General features: G+C 72.2%; 15 protein-coding genes and 1 riboswitch. Of the genes, 11 read left to right on the top strand and 4 right to left on the bottom strand.

Annotated elements, in window-relative coordinates:
• The 4 genes from ACWGIU_RS09925 to ACWGIU_RS09910 all read left to right on the top strand — a co-directional run.
• Nucleotides 1–784: vWA domain-containing protein (locus ACWGIU_RS09925; RefSeq protein WP_453704140.1), on the top strand; the 784-nt coding region annotated here is incomplete at its 5' end.
• A 409-nt stretch (nucleotides 785–1,193) separates the two neighbouring features.
• Nucleotides 1,194–1,385, top strand: a complete 192-nt coding sequence (locus ACWGIU_RS09920; RefSeq protein ID WP_453704138.1) for a hypothetical protein — start codon at nucleotides 1,194–1,196, stop codon at nucleotides 1,383–1,385.
• A gap of 182 nt (nucleotides 1,386–1,567) precedes the next feature.
• A riboswitch (guanidine-III (ykkC-III) riboswitch) is annotated at nucleotides 1,568–1,630 on the top strand.
• 75 nt (nucleotides 1,631–1,705) lie between these two features.
• Nucleotides 1,706–2,158: an Ohr family peroxiredoxin gene (locus ACWGIU_RS09915; protein WP_453704136.1), complete on the top strand. Its 453-nt coding sequence runs from the start codon at nucleotides 1,706–1,708 to the stop codon at nucleotides 2,156–2,158.
• A complete protein-coding gene (locus tag ACWGIU_RS09910; protein WP_453704134.1) occupies nucleotides 2,145–2,594 on the top strand; it encodes a hypothetical protein in 450 nt (149 codons plus the stop codon). Before ACWGIU_RS09915 ends, ACWGIU_RS09910 begins: the two co-directional genes overlap by 14 nt.
• A gap of 33 nt (nucleotides 2,595–2,627) precedes the next feature.
• Here the strand turns inward: ACWGIU_RS09910 and ACWGIU_RS09905 are convergent, their stop codons facing one another.
• The 4 genes from ACWGIU_RS09905 to ACWGIU_RS09890 all read right to left on the bottom strand — a co-directional run bounded on the left by ACWGIU_RS09905 (nucleotide 2,628) and on the right by ACWGIU_RS09890 (nucleotide 5,445).
• Complete coding sequence (locus ACWGIU_RS09905) at nucleotides 2,628–3,431, bottom strand: peptidoglycan recognition protein family protein (protein ID WP_453704132.1); 804 nt, start codon at nucleotides 3,429–3,431, stop codon at nucleotides 2,628–2,630.
• 216 nt (nucleotides 3,432–3,647) lie between these two features.
• Complete coding sequence (locus ACWGIU_RS09900; RefSeq protein WP_453704130.1) at nucleotides 3,648–4,382, bottom strand: SDR family oxidoreductase; 735 nt, start codon at nucleotides 4,380–4,382, stop codon at nucleotides 3,648–3,650.
• A gap of 154 nt (nucleotides 4,383–4,536) precedes the next feature.
• Nucleotides 4,537–4,947: a four-helix bundle copper-binding protein gene (locus ACWGIU_RS09895; RefSeq protein WP_453704128.1), complete on the bottom strand. Its 411-nt coding sequence runs from the start codon at nucleotides 4,945–4,947 to the stop codon at nucleotides 4,537–4,539.
• 150 nt (nucleotides 4,948–5,097) lie between these two features.
• Nucleotides 5,098–5,445 carry a hypothetical protein gene (locus tag ACWGIU_RS09890; RefSeq protein ID WP_453704126.1) on the bottom strand — a complete coding sequence of 116 codons (348 nt, stop codon included), beginning with the start codon at nucleotides 5,443–5,445 and terminating at the stop codon, nucleotides 5,098–5,100.
• A gap of 55 nt (nucleotides 5,446–5,500) precedes the next feature.
• Here ACWGIU_RS09890 and recQ point away from each other — a divergent pair, with 55 nt between their 5' ends.
• The 7 genes from recQ (at nucleotide 5,501) to ACWGIU_RS09855 (ending at nucleotide 15,685) form a co-directional block, all read left to right on the top strand.
• Nucleotides 5,501–7,522 carry a DNA helicase RecQ gene (gene recQ, locus ACWGIU_RS09885; protein WP_453704124.1) on the top strand — a complete coding sequence of 674 codons (2,022 nt, stop codon included), beginning with the start codon at nucleotides 5,501–5,503 and terminating at the stop codon, nucleotides 7,520–7,522.
• 85 nt (nucleotides 7,523–7,607) lie between these two features.
• The gene (locus ACWGIU_RS09880; RefSeq protein WP_453704122.1) at nucleotides 7,608–8,120 is read left to right on the top strand and encodes an SRPBCC family protein; all 513 of its coding nucleotides are present in this window, start codon (nucleotides 7,608–7,610) and stop codon (nucleotides 8,118–8,120) included.
• Between the two features lie 67 nt (nucleotides 8,121–8,187).
• On the top strand, nucleotides 8,188–8,985 hold the full coding sequence (locus ACWGIU_RS09875) for an N-formylglutamate amidohydrolase (RefSeq protein WP_453704120.1): 798 nt from the start codon (nucleotides 8,188–8,190) through the stop codon (nucleotides 8,983–8,985).
• 406 nt (nucleotides 8,986–9,391) lie between these two features.
• On the top strand, nucleotides 9,392–9,631 hold the full coding sequence (locus ACWGIU_RS09870; RefSeq protein WP_453704118.1) for a hypothetical protein: 240 nt from the start codon (nucleotides 9,392–9,394) through the stop codon (nucleotides 9,629–9,631).
• Nucleotides 9,632–9,733: 102 nt separating this feature from the next.
• Nucleotides 9,734–10,540, top strand: coding sequence for a hypothetical protein (locus ACWGIU_RS09865; RefSeq protein WP_453704116.1), 807 nt, complete (start codon nucleotides 9,734–9,736; stop codon nucleotides 10,538–10,540).
• The gene (locus ACWGIU_RS09860) at nucleotides 10,537–12,795 is read left to right on the top strand and encodes an NHLP family bacteriocin export ABC transporter peptidase/permease/ATPase subunit (RefSeq protein ID WP_453704114.1); all 2,259 of its coding nucleotides are present in this window, start codon (nucleotides 10,537–10,539) and stop codon (nucleotides 12,793–12,795) included. Before ACWGIU_RS09865 ends, ACWGIU_RS09860 begins: the two co-directional genes overlap by 4 nt.
• Before the next feature lie 76 nt (nucleotides 12,796–12,871).
• A complete protein-coding gene (locus ACWGIU_RS09855) occupies nucleotides 12,872–15,685 on the top strand; it encodes an NHLP bacteriocin export ABC transporter permease/ATPase subunit (protein ID WP_453704142.1) in 2,814 nt (937 codons plus the stop codon).
• Nucleotides 15,686–15,880: the final 195 nt, after the last annotated feature.

Genomic DNA, 15,880 nt, shown 5'->3' with positions numbered 1-15,880 from the left:
GTTCGAGAGCTACCTGCCGGCGATTCCCCCGACGCCCCACGGGCCGGACTGCGGCTCCGGTGCGCACGGCTCCCCCACGCCCTGGGAGCTGGGCGAGGACGGCGGCCCCGCCCGGGTCGGCCCGGTGGAGGCGGAGGCTCTGCGCCGGCAGACCGCCGAGGCCGTACGGGCCCACCGCCGCACCCGGGGCCGGGTCCCCGACGGCTGGGCCCGGTGGGCCGAGGAACTCCTGGAGCCTTCCGTCGACTGGCGCCAGGCTCTCGCGGGTGCGGTCCGCGAGGCGGCCGCCTGGGCGGCCGGTGCGGTGGACTACACGTACCGCCGCCCCTCGCGCCGTACGCCCGCGCTCGGGGGCCGGGTGGTGCTGCCCAGTCTGCGCAGGCCGCTGCCGCGGGTGGCCATCGTCATCGACACCTCGGGATCGATGGGTACGGACGACCTCGCGGCCGCCCTCGCCGAAGTCACCGGCGTCCTGCGGGAGGTGGGCGTCGGCGGCAACCGGGTCGCCGTCCTCGCGTGCGACGCCGACGTGCACGCCGTGACCCGGGTGCGCAGTGCCGGCGAGGTGACCCTGGCCGGTGGCGGTGGCACGGACATGCGGGTCGGCATCGACGCGGCCCTGGCCCTGGCCGACCGGCCGAACGTCGTGGTCGTGCTGACCGACGGGTACACGCCGTGGCCGCAGGAGACAACGTCCTGCCGGCTGATCGCCGCGCTGGTCGGGGACACCCCGCCCGCACCCCCGCCCTGGGTGGAGACCGTACGCGTCACCCCGGCCACGTGAGCCCGGCGACCCGCGGACACGTCCGGCGGTGGTCGCCTCGCCTCGCCTCGGGGGGAGTTCTCGGCCGGCGCTCTCCTTGCTCCGGCCGGTCCCAACGGCTCGGAGGCCCGGTTCGCCACCGGCGCCGGGCCGGCAAAGTCCTCTGGAGGCGTGGCACTTGCTGCGGGGCCGCGCGGACGGGCGATCGGTCCGGGGCCGTGGGAGGTGCGCCGAGCGGACGTAAGGGTTCCCCATCGGCGGCAGGGGGCCGTCGTCCCCGCACGCCAATGCCCCCGCACACGACCGATGTTGCCGGCACCGCCGGTGCGGCCCTCGACGACAGGCCGTCGATCACCCTCTGTGTTTAATTGCCCGCGATTCGGTAACAAGATGTGTGACAGGCAGTCACCACTCGGCTAAAGGCAGGACCATGAACCTCGTTACCGTGCTCATCCTCGTCGCGGTCCTCGCACTTGTCGGCCTTCTGATCGCGGCTCCCCGTGCCGCCGTGCGACGCAACCCCTTCCCGGGCCGCCGACAGCGGGCCGAGCACCGGCGCTCGGGCGCTCCCCGGTCCACCCGGGTACCCGGGCAGCGGGGCGTCCAGCACCACGCGCCCTGACCCCGGAGCGACTGCGGCCGTACAGACCGCCGTCAGGCCGGCGGCGGGGCGGGCCCTGCGTGAGGACCCGGGCCACGGCGAAATCCTCCCGGGAGGGCCGTGGCCGTGGTCACGGCCACGGCCACGGGTGAGGAAGTTCACCGCGGGGGCGCCCCGGATCACGGTCCGCGTTGCTAGATTGTCCGGCGGCCGGTCCAAGGCCCCGGACGAGATGCGCCGTACCCGGTTACGCACGACGACGCGCGAGGTACTGCGGGAGCAGTGCCGTCCGCTGTCCGCACCCGGGCAGCGTCCTCGTCGAGCAAGATGGGCCGAAATCCATGACCGTGCCACTCACCCGCAGCCTGTACCGGACGACCGCACACGCCGCGGGGGGACGTACCGGATCCGTCCGTACGGACGACGGACGCCTGGACGTCCGCCTCGCGCCGCCGCGCAAGAAGGTGTCCGGCACCACCAATCCCGAGCAGCTGTTCGCGGCCGGTTTCGCCGCCTGCTTCACCTCCGCGCTCGCGGAGGTCGCCGCCGAGTTCGGGGCGGACGCCTCCACCGCCCGCGTGGCCTGCGAGGTCCAGCTCGGGACCACGGACACGCCCGCGGGCTACGGCCTCGCGGTGACGCTCACCGTCAGCCTGCCCGGGTGGCGGGCGGCAGACCTCCAGCCGCTGCTGCACCGGGCGGACGCGGTCTGCCCGTACTCGCAGGCCGTGCGCGGCAACGTACCCCTGACGCTGCTCGCCGTGGACGAGCCCGTCGCCGATGACCGCGCCTGAGCCCGGGCACACCGGGCACGTCCCGGACGGCGCCGGGGTCCCCGTGCCCGAGCGCGGCGCCTGGCTGCGGCGCGGCATCAGCCGCAACGGCGGACCCCTCGTCGAGGACCGCGAAGTGGTGTGGCTGCAAGCCGGGTCGTTCTACGCCGACAGCCGGGGCTTCGCCGGAACGACGTCCTTCGACGGCTCCCGGGTGCACTTCCACCACCTCACGGGCGAGCCCGGCGAAGACGCCGGCACCTTCCGGTGGGACGGTGCGAACCTCGTCGAGCGGGGCACCAACCCGGACGGCAGTACCTTCCTAGAGGTCTGGACCCCGCTGTCACCCACCGACGGCGCCTGCGGCTCCTGGTCCGGCCCGGACCACCACGTGGTGCGCGTCGGCCGGCACGTGGTGCACGTCGACGCCCGGGCCGGTACGTACTGGCGGCTGTAGCCCTTCGCGAGACCAGGAGGAGGCGGCGGACCGTCAGGGCAGGAGACCCGCCGGGAGGTATTCCGCGTACGACGAGGCCAGCCGGCCGGTGAGCTGGCGGACCAGGTCCTCGAGGGGATCGGCGGCCTTCCCCGGCTCCGGCGCAGGCGTGCCCAGACGGGCGGCGACGTCCTTGCGCAGGGTCGGAAGCTGGGCGTAGAGGCGGTCGCCGGGGCAGGAGGTGGCGTTGAAGTCGCGGTGGCCGTAGATCTCCGACGCGGGGAGACCGTACTGGTCGCAGATGTGGGCGCACAGGTCGGCCAGGGCCGCGTACTGTGCCGCCCGCGGGGCCTGCGAGGTGTACGTACCCTCGTTCTCGATGCCGATGGACACCGTGTTCTGGCCGACGCAGTGCGCCGCCCGCACCTGCCGGGAGCCGGTGCGCAGCTCCGCCAGGCTGTTGTGGCGGCCCTCCAGCACGAAGGCCCCGCGGCTGACGGTGAAGTGCTGACCCGTATCGATCCAGCCCTGCGCGTCCATGTGGTACGTCTGGATCGCGCGGGCGAGGGCGAAGGCGCGCTGCTTCGAGTAGTCCGTCACGTTCGCCGTCGCCGTGTGGTGGACGATGATCCGCTCCGGGCGGTTGGCCAGGACGACGACGGGTTCGGACGCGGCCCGCGCACCCCAGGCGGCGCAGCCGATGATGTCCGGGGCGGCGGAGTACGCCCGCCCGGCCGCGGCGAGCGGCAGTGCCGCGGCGGTGGCCAGGGCGAAGGCTCCCGCGAGGACCGACCGGCGGGTGTACGGGGCCGCGGCGCGCGCCGACGGCTGGTGCGGTTGCAGTGCGGAGAAGGTCATGTGGCGCCATTGAAGGGGACTCCACCGCACCGGCCGCGCAGACACACCGCGCGAGCCCCCGGACTGTCCCCGGCCGGCCGCGCTCCTGGGTCTCGATCCAGGCCCGCCAGTCCTTGCGGTCAAGCGCCCGCCAGCCGCGGATCATGAGCCGCCGCAGCGCTTCCTTGTCCTCCAGAATCCGCAGTCGGCGCAGCAGTTCCTCGTACCGCCCGGCGCTCACCGCGCGCTCGCGGCGGGGCGTACGACGATCTCGTTGACGTCGACCCCGGCCGGCTGGGCGACCGCATAGGCGATCGCCCCGGCGATGGCCGACGCCGGCAGCGCCACGGCGCGATACTCCTTCATGGCCTCCCGCGCGGCGGGATCCGTGATCCCTTCGGCCAGCTCGGACTCGGTCACGCCCGGAGAGACCAGAGTGACCCGGACGGAGCCGTCCGACTCCTGGCGCAGCCCTTCCGAGATGGCGCGGACGGCGTATTTGGTGGCGCAGTAGACGGCCGCGGTGGGCGACACCTCGTACGCGCCGACGGAGGCGACGTTCACGAAGTGCCCGCCGCCCTGGGCGCGCATCACGGGCAGGGCGGCGGCGATCCCGTGCAGCACGCCCCGCACGTTCACGTCGATCGTCCGGTCCCACTCGTCGACCTCGAGGGCGTCCAGCGGCGAGAGCGGCATCACCCCGGCGTTGTTGACCATCACGTCCATCCGGCCGTAACGGTCGCGGGCGGCGGCCACGAAGGCCCGTACGTCGGCGGCGTCGGTGACGTCCAGCCGCTGGAACGCCGCGGTACCGCCTGCCCCGTTGATCTCCCGGCTGAGCGCGTCGAGCCGCTCGGTGCGCCGCGCGCCCAGGAACAACCGGTGACCATCGGCAGCGAGCCGCCGGGCGGTCGCCTCCCCGATCCCGCTGCTGGCTCCGGTGATGGCCACGACCTTGGCTTCGTTCCTCATCCCTGCCCCACTCCTCGTTCGAAGCGGATGACTCCGCCCGACCGAGTCTGGGCACACCGCGGCCGGCCGGCCAGGACGCATCCCACCCTGGCAGACCGCGCCCAGGACGCCCCTGAGGTCGTGTCGTCAGAGTCTCCGGGCCCTGCCCCAGCCGTCAGCCGAGGGCGCCCAGGAGTTCGTTGCACGCCGTCTCGCAGGCGTGGCAAGCTTCGGCGCAGATGCGGCAGTGCGCGTGCAGCTCCGCGTGCTGCCCGCATTCGTCCCCGCACGCCTTGCACACCATGGCGCACGCCTGGAGTATCGCGCGGGTGATGTTGGCGTCGTAGCCGGTGTGGCGGGAGAGGACCGCGGCGGTGGCGGTGCAGATATCGGCGCAGTCCATATCGGTGCGGATGCACTTGGCCAGGTCGCCCACCATGCCCTCGGACAGGCAGGCGTCCGCGCACGCCGTACATGCCTGGGCGCAGGCGACGCATTCCTCAATGCAGCGGGTGAGCTTGGCCTGGTCGATGTCGCCGAGGTCGGCCGGGTAGGTGGCGAGCATGTCCTTGACGGTGCTGGACATCGTCGGTCCTCCATATCCCCGCAGGGCCGGCGGATCATGGGCGGCCGCCGTCGAAGCCCCCGGTATCTCCAGCTAACGCCCCCGGACGCGAATGCGCCCGGCAGCACCTTGAGGTGGTGCCTGGCGCGGTGTCGTGACCTCTGGCCGCCTTCAGGACGCTTCGATGACAGACCCCTCTGCGGGCATCGCGTTGCCTCCCCGCTCGGACGCGAACGAGGGCAGCTTCGCCGCCACCTGGTCCGGGTTCTCCTCCGGGACCAGTTTCACCGGTTGCTGCAACTGGTACAGGTGGCCGCGGGCCGGGAAACCCTGCAGGCCGTTCGAGATCAGCGTCAGGGGGGCTTTCGCCGCCGGCGCCTCCACGCAGGCCTCCCGTCGCCACCAGGGCTGCCTCGCGTCGGCGGCGCACATCACGAGGGCGTCCGCCTCGTGCTCGCGCAGGCCCGCGGCGTCGGTCCGCCCGGCTTCCGGGGTCAGCGTCTTGATCGTCTTGGCCATCCCGGGATGCTACTCGGCGGCGCCGGGTGTCGGTGGGTGTCGATAGGCTTCGTGGATGGCACTTCCCGACGCTTCCACCGAGACCTCCGACGCTCTGCAGGTACTGCATCGCGTGTTCGGGTACAGCTCCTTCCGCGGCGAGCAGCAGGAGATCATCGAGCAGGTCGTCGGCGGCGGTGACGCCCTCGTGCTGATGCCGACCGGCGGCGGCAAGTCGCTCTGCTACCAGATCCCGGCGCTGGTCAGAGAAGGCACGGGCATCGTGATCTCGCCGCTCATCGCGCTGATGCAGGACCAGGTGAACGCGCTGACCGCCCTCGGGGTGCGGGCCGGATTCCTCAACTCGACGCAGGATCCGTACGAGCGGCAGACCGTCGAGCAGGCTTTCCTCGCCGGCGAGCTGGACCTGCTGTACCTGGCTCCCGAGCGGCTGCGCACCGATAGCGCCCAGCGGCTGCTCGACCGGGGCACGGTGTCCGTCTTCGCGATCGACGAGGCGCACTGTGTCGCCCAGTGGGGTCACGACTTCCGGCCCGACTACCTCGCGCTGTCCATGCTGCACGAGCGCTGGCCGAAGGTGCCGCGGATCGCGCTGACCGCGACGGCAACCGAGGCCACCCACGCCGAGATCGTGGCGCGGCTCGGCCTGGAAGAGGCCCGGCACTTCGTCGCCAGCTTCGACCGGCCGAACATCCAGTACCGGATCGCCGCGAAGAACAACCCGCTCAAGCAGGTGCTGGAGCTGATCCGCGGCGAGCACGCCGGTGATGCCGGAGTCGTCTACTGCCTCTCGCGGGCCTCGGTGGAGAAGACCGCGGCCTTCCTGGTGGAGCAGGGCATCGACGCGGTGGCGTATCACGCCGGCATGGACGCCCGGACGCGCGCGGCGAACCAGGCGCGGTTCCTGCGGGAGGACGGAGTCGTGGTGGTGGCCACGATCGCCTTCGGCATGGGCATCGACAAGCCTGATGTGCGCTTCGTGGCACATCTCGACCTCCCGAAATCGGTCGAGGGCTACTACCAGGAGACGGGCAGGGCCGGTCGCGACGGCGAGCCGGCCACGGCGTGGCTGGCGTACGGGCTGCAGGACGTGGTGCAGCAGCGCAAGCTCATCGAGGGTTCTGACGGCGACGAGACGCATCGCCGCTCGCTGGGCATGCACCTGGACGCCATGCTCGCGCTGTGCGAGACGGTCGACTGCCGCCGGGTGCGGCTGCTGGCGTACTTCGGGCAGGCGGGCACGCCGTGCGGCAACTGCGACACGTGTCTGACGCCGGCCGAGTCCTGGGACGCGACGGTCGCCTCGCAGAAGCTGCTGTCGACCGTGTGGCGGCTGGCGAAGGAACGGCGGCAGAAGTTCGGCGCCGGCCAGATCATCGACATCCTCCAGGGCAAGAAGACGGCCAAGGTCATCCAGTTCGACCACGACGGGCTCTCGGTGTTCGGCATCGGGGCGGACCTCGGCACCGCGGAGTGGCGGGGGGTGGTACGCCAGCTGCTGGCGCAGCGGCTGCTGGCGGTGGAGGGCGATTACGGGACGCTGGTGCTGACGGAGGACAGCGGCGAGGTGCTGGGGGGACGCCGCAGCGTCTCGATGCGGAAGGAGAAGGCGCCAGCAGGTCCCGCCCGCAAGGAGTCCGGCTCGCGCTCGGGCAAGGGCGCGCGCGTGCCCGTCGACCTGCCGGCCGCGGCGGAACCGGTCTTCCTGGCCCTGCGTGCCTGGCGGGCCGAGACGGCGCGGGAGCAGGGCGTACCGGCGTACGTCGTCTTCCACGACGCGACTCTGCGGGAGATCGCGACGCGGCTGCCCGCCACGACGGAGGAGCTGGGCGGCATCGGGGGCGTCGGCGAGGCCAAGCTCGCCAAGTACGCCGAGGGGGTGCTCGCCACGCTGGCGGAGTGCGGGGCGGCGGCCCCGGCCGACGCCTCCGACGCACCCGACGCCTCCGCCGTGCCCGACGCCCCGGCGCTACCGGCGGCTCGGCGGGAGCACCGCCCGGCGGCGCCGGACGCCGAGGAGGAGCCGCCGTTCGACCTGGACGAGATGGCTCCGCCGCCCTACGACGACTGGCAGTAGCCGCCCGTCCTCGGCCGGGGAGTTACCGATGGGTAGTCACGGGTGCGCCGGGACGGTAGCGTCGGTCGCGCCTGGAGGGAGAGCCATGCCTCGTACGTTGACCGTGTCCGACAGCATCGTCGTCCACGTCAGTCCCGCCGACGTCTACCGGCACCTGTCCGATCCTGCCCGGATGGGTGACTGGAGCCCGGAGAACCTCGGCGCCACCGTGCACGGAGGAGCCGGGCAGACGCGCGTCGGGACGGTGTTCGACGGGCGCAACAGACGCGGGGCCTTCCGGTGGACCACCCGGTGCACGGTGACGGCGCTTGAGCAGGACCGGCTGTTCCGCTTCCGGGTGCACGCCATCGGGGTCCGGCGCCCGCGGGTGTCCGGCCCCATCGCCACCTGGGAGTACCGCTTCGAGCCGGTTGCGGAGGGCACCCGGGTGACCGAGACGTGGACGGACGACCGCCGCTCGTGGCCGGACTTCGTGGCTCACGCCTTCGACCGGGTCGCCACAGGGGGACACACCTTCGCCGATTTCCAGCGCAGGAACATCGCCGCCACCCTGCGCAACCTCAAGAAGTCCCTGGAACCGGCGTCCGGCATGCGGTAACCGTGGGGGCCGTCAGGCTTTCGCGGGCGTTCCGCCCCGCGCGCGGCCCTCTCACCGAGGAACCCCCATGAACCACGTCGTCGAGTCCTTCCAGTTCCTTCCCGGCGCCGCCGCGTCACCGGTGATCCTGCACGTACCGCACTCCTCGCGCGCCGTGCCCGAGTCCGTACGCGACGGGATCGTGCTGGACGACGCGGCGCTCGAACGGGAACTGGACCACATCACCGACTCGCACACCGCGGACATCGCCGCGGCGGCCGCCGCCGGATGCGCCCTCACGCCGTGGCGGTTCGTCAACGGGCTGTCCCGTCTCGTCGTCGACCCCGAACGCTTCCCCGACGAGCGCGAGGAGATGCTGGCGGTGGGCATGGGAGCGGTGTACACGCGCACCACCCACCGGGAGCGCCTGCGGGCGGACGGCTTCGACGGCCGGCCCCTTGTCGACCGCTACTTCCACCCCTACGCGGAAGCGATGACGCGGGCCGTGGAGGACCGGCTGGAAGCCGTCGGCCGCGCCGTGATCATCGACGTGCACTCGTACCCCACGGAACCCCTCCCCTACGAACTGCACAGCGCCGGCCCGCGGCCGCCGATCTGCCTGGGCACGGACCCGTTCCACACCCCGGCCGCCCTTCTCACCGCGGCGGAGAAGGCCTTCGCGGGCTTTGGCGGCACCGGGCTCGACAGCCCCTTCGCGGGCACGTACGTACCGCTGCGGCACTACGGCAGGGACGCGCGGGTCGGTGCCCTGATGGTCGAGATCCGCAGGAACACTTACATGTCCGAGCCGGGCGGCCCCGCCGGACCCGGCCTCGCCGCGCTGGCTGCGGCTCTGACCGGACTCGTGGACGGCCTGCTCCTGTAGCTCCGGCCCCGCGCGCACCTGGCGTGACGGGACCATCACCCCGCGCGTCCTCCGGAAACCTGCACATCGCGTCCGCGAACCCGACAGCCGATCTCCCCCACGCAACGATACGCCGGACATGTCCTGCCGCTTTGGTATCGATTTATTCCGTTTCGCTCCATGTAAGCAGCGCGTCGGTCATATCTGTTACTCGATTCTGTGAAGAAGCCGCCACCATTCGGTGAATCAAGCTGCACGTCCGTCGACAGAGGTGGCCCTCCGCCGGTGACGGTAAGTCAGTGGGATTGGATGGCGGGCCCGTTCGCATGCTTTCATCTGCGCATCGCAGCAGTCAGGAACGGCGACCGAATTTCACGTCGCCGACCGCACAGCGATGAATTCCTCCCCCCAATGAAAGGTGCGCGCCATGCGTAACGACATCGAGACCCGTGAGATCGACGACACCGAGCTGGACGCCGTATCCGGCGGCATCATCAGCGTGTCCGGTGGCCTGGCCGGCGCCGTGACCAGCGATGTCAGCAATGTCGTGGGCGTCGTGGGCTCCCTCCAGACCGTCCAGGCCGCGACGGGCATCGTCTCCCACGTCCCCGGCCTCGTCACGGACATCACCGGTGTTTCGGTGAGCGCCGGTCGCGCAGGTCTCTGATCGGGAAATACCCGTGAACCCCGGAGTGTCCCCCACGGCTCCGGGGTTCGCGGCCGTCCGTGTGCGTGCCCGACGTTACGTACGCAGTTGAAGGAACAGTCCGTGCAGTTTCGCCAAAAGGCACTTTCCAGGCTGCAATCGCCCGAGGAATTCGACCTGCCCGTTCGCTTTGCGCGCCCGCAGGGTCGACTCGTCCTGGCCGTCACGGTCGCCGTCATGGCAGCCGCGACCTACTGGGCATGCACCGGCACCGTGTCGTCCAAGGTGAGCGCAACCGGCATCCTCACCCGGGCCGAGGGCAGTTACGTGCTGCAGACGCCGGTCGCGGGACAGGTGACGGGAGTCCTCGCCGAGGAGGGCCAGTTGCTCGCCGCCGGTACGCCCGTGCTCAACGTCCGTACGGAGCAGGGTGAACGGCCCGTGCACGTGGTGACCGGCGGCCGGCTGACGACACTGGTGGCCAAGGTGGGTTCGGTCATCGCCATGGGTTCGGACGTGGCCACCGTGGAACGTGTGAAGGATCCGGAGGACCCGCTCGTGGCCGTGCTGTACGTGCCCGGCGGCAGCCGCTCGGCGATCGCCGCGGGGGCCCTGGTCGACCTGACCGTCCAGTCCGTCCCGCAGCAGCGGTTCGGCATGCTGCGCGGGCGCGTCACGGAGGTCGGCCGCGCACCCCTGACGAGGGCGCAGATCGGCGGCTTCCTCGGCGACAGCGGGCTCGCCGAACAATTCTCCCGCCACGGCAGCCCCGTGGCCGTGGTCGTACGGCTCGAACGCTCCTCCTCCACCCCGTCCGGCTACCGGTGGTCCTCCGCGGAGGGGCCCCCGTACACCGTCGATTCGAGGACGCCGGTCACCGGAGCCGTCCACCTCGCCGCGCAGCGTCCTGTCGACTGGCTGCTGCCGTGACCGCGCCGCAGCTGCCTCCCGCCGGGCGCCGGCGCCACAGCCCCCGGCCGAAGGACGGCTCCCGCCGCAGACCCTCGCCCGCACCCGCACCCAGGGGCCGGACCCCCCGTCCCGTACGCACGCCCACCGTGCTGCAGATGGAGGCGGTGGAGTGCGGCGCCGCCGCCCTGGCCATGGTGCTCGGCCACCACGGCCGCTTCGTCCCGCTCGAAGAACTGCGCATCGCGTGCGGCGTCTCCCGCGACGGCTCCCGCGCCGGCAATCTCCTCAAGGCCGCCCGGGGGTACGGGCTGACGGCCAAGGGCATGCAGATGGACCTGGCCGCGCTCGCCGAAGTGAGCGCCCCGGCCGTCCTCTTCTGGGAGTTCAACCACTACGTCGTCTACGAGGGCACGGCCCGGCGGCTCGGCCGCAGGGGCGTGTACGTCAACGACCCCGCCAAGGGCCGCCGGTTCGTCCCCATGGACGAGTTCGACACCAGCTTCACCGGAGTCGTCCTGACCTTCGAGCCCGGCGACGGATTCCGCCGTGGTGGCCGCAGGCCGGGCGTCCTGGGGGCCGTGCCGGCCCGTCTGCGGGGCACTTCGGGCACCATGGCCGCCGCCGTGGTCGCCAGCCTCCTCCTGGTCGCCGTCGGCGTGGCGGTGCCGGCCCTGAGCCGTACGTACATCGACATGTTCCTCATCGGCGAGCAGACGTCCCTGCTGGGGGTGCTGTTCGCCGCTATGGCCGTCACCCTCGTCCTCACGGCGATCCTCACCGCGCTGCTGCAGGCCAACCTGCTGCGCGGGCGCATCATCTCCTCGACCCTGAGCAGTGCCCGCTTCTTCCGGCACCTGCTGAGACTTCCGGTCACCTTCTACTCCCAGCGCAATCCGGCCGATCTGGTCCAGCGTCTGCAGTCCAACGACGCGGTCGCCGAGACCCTCGCCCGGGACCTGTCCGCCGCCGGCGTGGACGCCGTGGTGGTCGTGCTCTACGCGGTGCTGCTGTGGACGTACGATCCGCAGCTCACCCTGGTCGGGGTGGCCGTGGCGCTGCTCAACGTCGTCGCCCTGCGGATCGCCATCCGGGTGCGAGCCACCGGTACCCAGAAGCTGCGCGCCGAGAGCGCCCGGCTGACCAACACCGCGTACAGCGGTCTCCAGCTCATCGAGACGATGAAGGCGACAGGCGGCGAGAACGGGTTCTTCCGCCGCTGGGCCGGACAGCACGCGGTCACCCTCGACGTGCAGCAGCGGCTCGGCGTGCCCAGCGCGTGGCTGGCGATCGTCGCGCCGACGCTCGCGGCGTTCAACAGCGCGCTGATCCTGACGATCGGCGGCCTGCGGGCGGTGGAGGGACATCTCACCGTGGGCCTGCTCGTCGCCTTCCAGGCTCTCGTGACCAGTTTCACCGCCCCGATCTCCCGGCTGGGCGGCGTCGCCGGCAGGATCCAGGACTTCGCGGCCGACGTCGCCCGCCTGGACGACGTCGAGAACTTCCCGGTCGACCGGGTCTACTCCCGGCGCGAGCCGGCGGCCTCCACCCGACGCCTCAAGGGCCATGTGGAGCTGGACCGCATCACCTTCGGCTACAACCCGCTGGACGCCCCGCTGCTCCGGGACTTCTCGCTCACGGTCGGACCGGGACAGCAGGTCGCGCTCGTCGGGGGCTCCGGCAGCGGCAAGTCCACCGTCTCCCGTCTGGTCTCCGGCCTCCACGCCCCGTGGGCCGGGGCCATCCGCATCGACGGGATGCGGCTGGAGGACATCCCGCGCGGCGCGCTGGCCGCTTCCGTCTCCTTCGTCGACCAGGACGTCTTCCTCTTCGAAGGGACCGTCCGCGACAACGTCACGCTGTGGGATCCCTCCATCACGGACGAGGCCGTCGTCGCCGCCCTCCAGGACGCCGCCGTGCACGAGGTGGTGGCCCGCCGACCCGGCGGCATCCACAGCCGCGTCGAGCAGGACGGCCGCAACTTCTCCGGCGGTCAGCGGCAGCGTCTGGAGATCGCGCGGGCACTGGTGCGCCGCCCCAGCGTCATGGTGCTCGACGAAGTGACGAGCGCCCTGGACGCGGTGACCGAGCAGATCATCATCGACAACCTGCGCCGCCGCGGCTGCGCCTGTGTGGTCATCGCCCACCGGCTGAGCACGGTGCGCGACAGTGACGAGATCGTCGTGCTCGACCGGGGCACGGTCGTGGAGCGCGGACCGCACGATCGTCTGGTCGCCGCGCGGGGCCCGTACGCCGCACTGGTCAAGGAGCACTGAGGTGACGTACGCGCACCAGGCCACCGCCACCGCCGCGGGCCCGTGGGGCGGGGCGCCGGACCCGGTCGTCGCGGCGATGGGGGCGCTGGGTACGCCCGTCGACTGCGCGGGGGTGGGCAGCCTCTCCCTGGAAGGCCCGCTCGTCCTGTGGCTGGTCGTCGAGGGCGAGCTGGACCTGTTCGCCGTGGACGCCGCGCAGTCGGGGCACTGGCACTTCCTGGGCCGGCTGGAGCCGGGCACGCTGCTGCTCGGTCCGGCCGAGGGCCCCGACCACACCCTGGTGGGGCGCCCCCTGCCGGGGTGCCGGCTGCGCCGCGTCGAACTGCGTGAGCTGTTCCGCACCGAGTACCCGGAGTCCGGAGCCGGGTTCCACGGCGGACCGTGGCACACCGGCGAGGGGCAGTACGGCGCGGCCGCCGAGGGACGGCCGAGCCCGCTGGAGGACGCCTTCGCACGGGGCATCGGCCGCGGTCTGCGCGTGCTCTACGAGGCACCGCTGGACGGCACCGCCACCGCCGGGAACGGCGGAGCCGACGACGACATCCTGTGGATGCGGATCACCTCCGGCAGTGTGCAGTACGGCGCCGTGTACGAAGCGGAGGCGGTGGGCACCCTCCTCGTCGACGCGGCGATGTGGCAGGGCATGGTCGACCAGCAGTACCGGCTGCTGTACGCCCTGGACGGCTGGATCGAAGAGCTGGAGCGCGCGCACGAGGACCGTACGGCGGCCGGGATCGAGGCGGGGCGGGCAGCCCGTACCCAGGCGGACCGGACACTGCTGGCATCCATCGTCCGCTCAGGCGGCCGCGATTCCCACCGGGGCGCGGACGTCGACGCGACCCTCGCCGCGTGCCGCCTCGTCGCCGGCGCGGCCGGCATCACCCTGGCCGCGCCGACTCGGGCGGGCAGCACCGCCGAGCAGCTGGACCCTGTCGAACGCATCGCGCTCGCCTCGCGGATCCGCACCCGCGCGGTCGGTCTCGGCGGGCGCTGGTGGCGGGAGAACAGCGGGCCGTTGGTCGGCCGGCGCGGGAAGGACGGCACGCCGGTCGCCCTGCTGTGGCGGCGTGGCGGCTACGAGGCGGTCGACCCCGCCACCGGCAGGCGCGAGCGTGTCCGGAGGAGCAACGAAGCCACCTTCGCATCGCGCGCCGTCATGCTGTACCGCCCCCTGCCCGACGGGAGGGTGGGTCTGCCCGCACTGCTCCGCTTCAGCGTGCGGGGCACCTTCCCCGAGCTGCGCAGTCTGCTGCTGGGCGGGCTGGTCGGGGTGGTCCTGGGCGCCCTGGTGCCGGTCGCCACCGGCCAGGTCCTCGGCCGGTACGTCCCGCAGGGCGAGACCGGCCTCATCGTGCGGACCGGGGTGGCGCTGGTCGCGACCGCCGTGGTCTCGGCCGTCTTCATGCTGTTGCAGAACACCTCCCTCCTGCGCATGGAGGGTCGTATCGAGGCGACCTTGCAACCGGCCGTGTGGGACCGGCTGCTGCGGCTGCCCGCGACGTTCTTCGCCGGTCGCTCCACCGGCGAACTGGCCGGCGCGGCGATGGGCATCAGCGCCATCCGCCGCGTGCTGTCCGGCATCGGCCCGGTCTGCGTACAGGCGGGCGCGGTCGGGGTGGTGAGCTTCGTACTGCTGCTCGTCCACAGCGTGCCGCTCGCACTGACGGCGCTGGCCATGCTGGTCGTCATCGCGGGGATCTTCCTGGGCCTGGGGCTGTGGCAGTTGCGGTACGAGCGCCGGCTGAACACGCTCGGCCTCCGGCTCGGCAACCAGGCCTTCCAGACCCTGCGGGGACTGCCCAAGCTGCGCGTCGCCGCGGCTGAGAGCTTCGCGTACGCGGCCTGGGCCCGGGAGTTCGCCCGTACCCGCGACCTGCAGCAGCGGATCGGCCGGACCCAGAACGTCCTCACGGTCCTGGGCTCCGTCTACCTGCCGCTGTGCACGCTGGTGATGTTCGTGCTGCTGGCCGGCCCGGCCCGCGGCGCGATGTCCGCCGGTGAGTTCCTCACCTTCAGCACCGCGCTGACGATGCTGCTGTCGTCGGTCACCCAGGTGACCGGCGCGCTCATCTCGGCCGCCGCGGTACTGCCGATGTTCGAGCAGATCCGGCCGCTCCTGCGGGAGATCCCCGAGGTGGACCGCGCCAGTACCCGACCGGGAGAGCTGACCGGTGCCGTCGAGGCCAAGAACCTGTCGTACCGCTACGCCGGCGACAGCCCGCTCGTACTCGACGACATCAGCCTGCGGATCGGCCCGGGCGAGTTCGTCGCGATCGTCGGGGCCAGCGGCTGCGGCAAGTCGACACTGCTGCGGCTGCTCATCGGCTTCGACAGGCCCGTCTCGGGCAGTGTGCTCTACGACGGCCAGGACCTGGCGGCGCTCGACCGGGCGGCCGTACGCCGCCAGTGCGGCGTCGTGCTGCAGAACGCCCAGCCCTTGACCGGCTCGATCCTCGACTGCATCCGCGGCGCCGGAACGTTCTCGCTGGAGGAGGCGTGGGAGGCGGCCGCGATGGCGGGCTTGGCGCAGGACATCAAGGCCATGCCGATGGGCATGCACACCATCCTGTCCGACGGCGGCGGGACCGTCTCGGGCGGGCAGCGCCAGAGGCTGATGATCGCCCAGGCCCTCATCCGCAAGCCGCGCGTCCTGTTCCTCGACGAGGCCACCAGCGCGCTGGACAACGAAGCCCAGCGTGTGGTCATCGAGTCCACCCGCGCCCTGCGGGCCACCCGCCTCGTGATCGCCCACCGGCTGTCCACGGTCATGGACGCCGACCGCGTGATCGTGATGTCGGACGGCCGGATCGTTCAGCAGGGCCCGCCCGCCGAACTGCTCGCCGACACGACGGGCCTCTTCCACGGCTTGGTCCGCCGGCAGCTTCGGTGATCGATACATGAATGTGTGAGTGGTCGAGTACCGTCGGCAACCTGCTGAGGGCACCACAGCGGTGCGGATCGCCCGGCCGCGTCGGCGTCACGGCAGCAGACCGTCTCTTTCGGATCTTGTCGGCCGAGCCCGCGGCGTCCGGTGCCGTGCCCGGCAAGGCGGAGGAGCGCCCGTGTACTGGACGTACTCGGGCGC

The sequence above is a fragment of the Streptomyces sp. NPDC054840 genome (assembly GCF_053611065.1).
The sequence above is the reverse complement of the archived record's forward strand: the minus strand, read 5'-3'. Positions and strand labels throughout refer to the sequence as shown.

Excerpts from the sequence above, each read along its gene's own strand:
- ACWGIU_RS09920 (WP_453704138.1), top strand. The coding sequence starts at position 1,194 with ATGAACCTCGTTACCGTGCTCATCCTCGTCGCGGTCCTCGCACTTGTC.
- ACWGIU_RS09915 (WP_453704136.1), top strand. The coding sequence starts at position 1,706 with ATGACCGTGCCACTCACCCGCAGCCTGTACCGGACGACCGCACACGCC.
- ACWGIU_RS09910 (WP_453704134.1), top strand. The coding sequence starts at position 2,145 with ATGACCGCGCCTGAGCCCGGGCACACCGGGCACGTCCCGGACGGCGCC.
- ACWGIU_RS09905 (WP_453704132.1), bottom strand. The coding sequence starts at position 3,431 with ATGACCTTCTCCGCACTGCAACCGCACCAGCCGTCGGCGCGCGCCGCG.
- ACWGIU_RS09900 (WP_453704130.1), bottom strand. The coding sequence starts at position 4,382 with ATGAGGAACGAAGCCAAGGTCGTGGCCATCACCGGAGCCAGCAGCGGG.
- ACWGIU_RS09895 (WP_453704128.1), bottom strand. The coding sequence starts at position 4,947 with ATGTCCAGCACCGTCAAGGACATGCTCGCCACCTACCCGGCCGACCTC.
- ACWGIU_RS09890 (WP_453704126.1), bottom strand. The coding sequence starts at position 5,445 with ATGGCCAAGACGATCAAGACGCTGACCCCGGAAGCCGGGCGGACCGAC.
- recQ (WP_453704124.1), top strand. The coding sequence starts at position 5,501 with ATGGCACTTCCCGACGCTTCCACCGAGACCTCCGACGCTCTGCAGGTA.
- ACWGIU_RS09880 (WP_453704122.1), top strand. The coding sequence starts at position 7,608 with ATGCCTCGTACGTTGACCGTGTCCGACAGCATCGTCGTCCACGTCAGT.
- ACWGIU_RS09875 (WP_453704120.1), top strand. The coding sequence starts at position 8,188 with ATGAACCACGTCGTCGAGTCCTTCCAGTTCCTTCCCGGCGCCGCCGCG.
- ACWGIU_RS09870 (WP_453704118.1), top strand. The coding sequence starts at position 9,392 with ATGCGTAACGACATCGAGACCCGTGAGATCGACGACACCGAGCTGGAC.
- ACWGIU_RS09855 (WP_453704142.1), top strand. The coding sequence starts at position 12,872 with ATGGGGGCGCTGGGTACGCCCGTCGACTGCGCGGGGGTGGGCAGCCTC.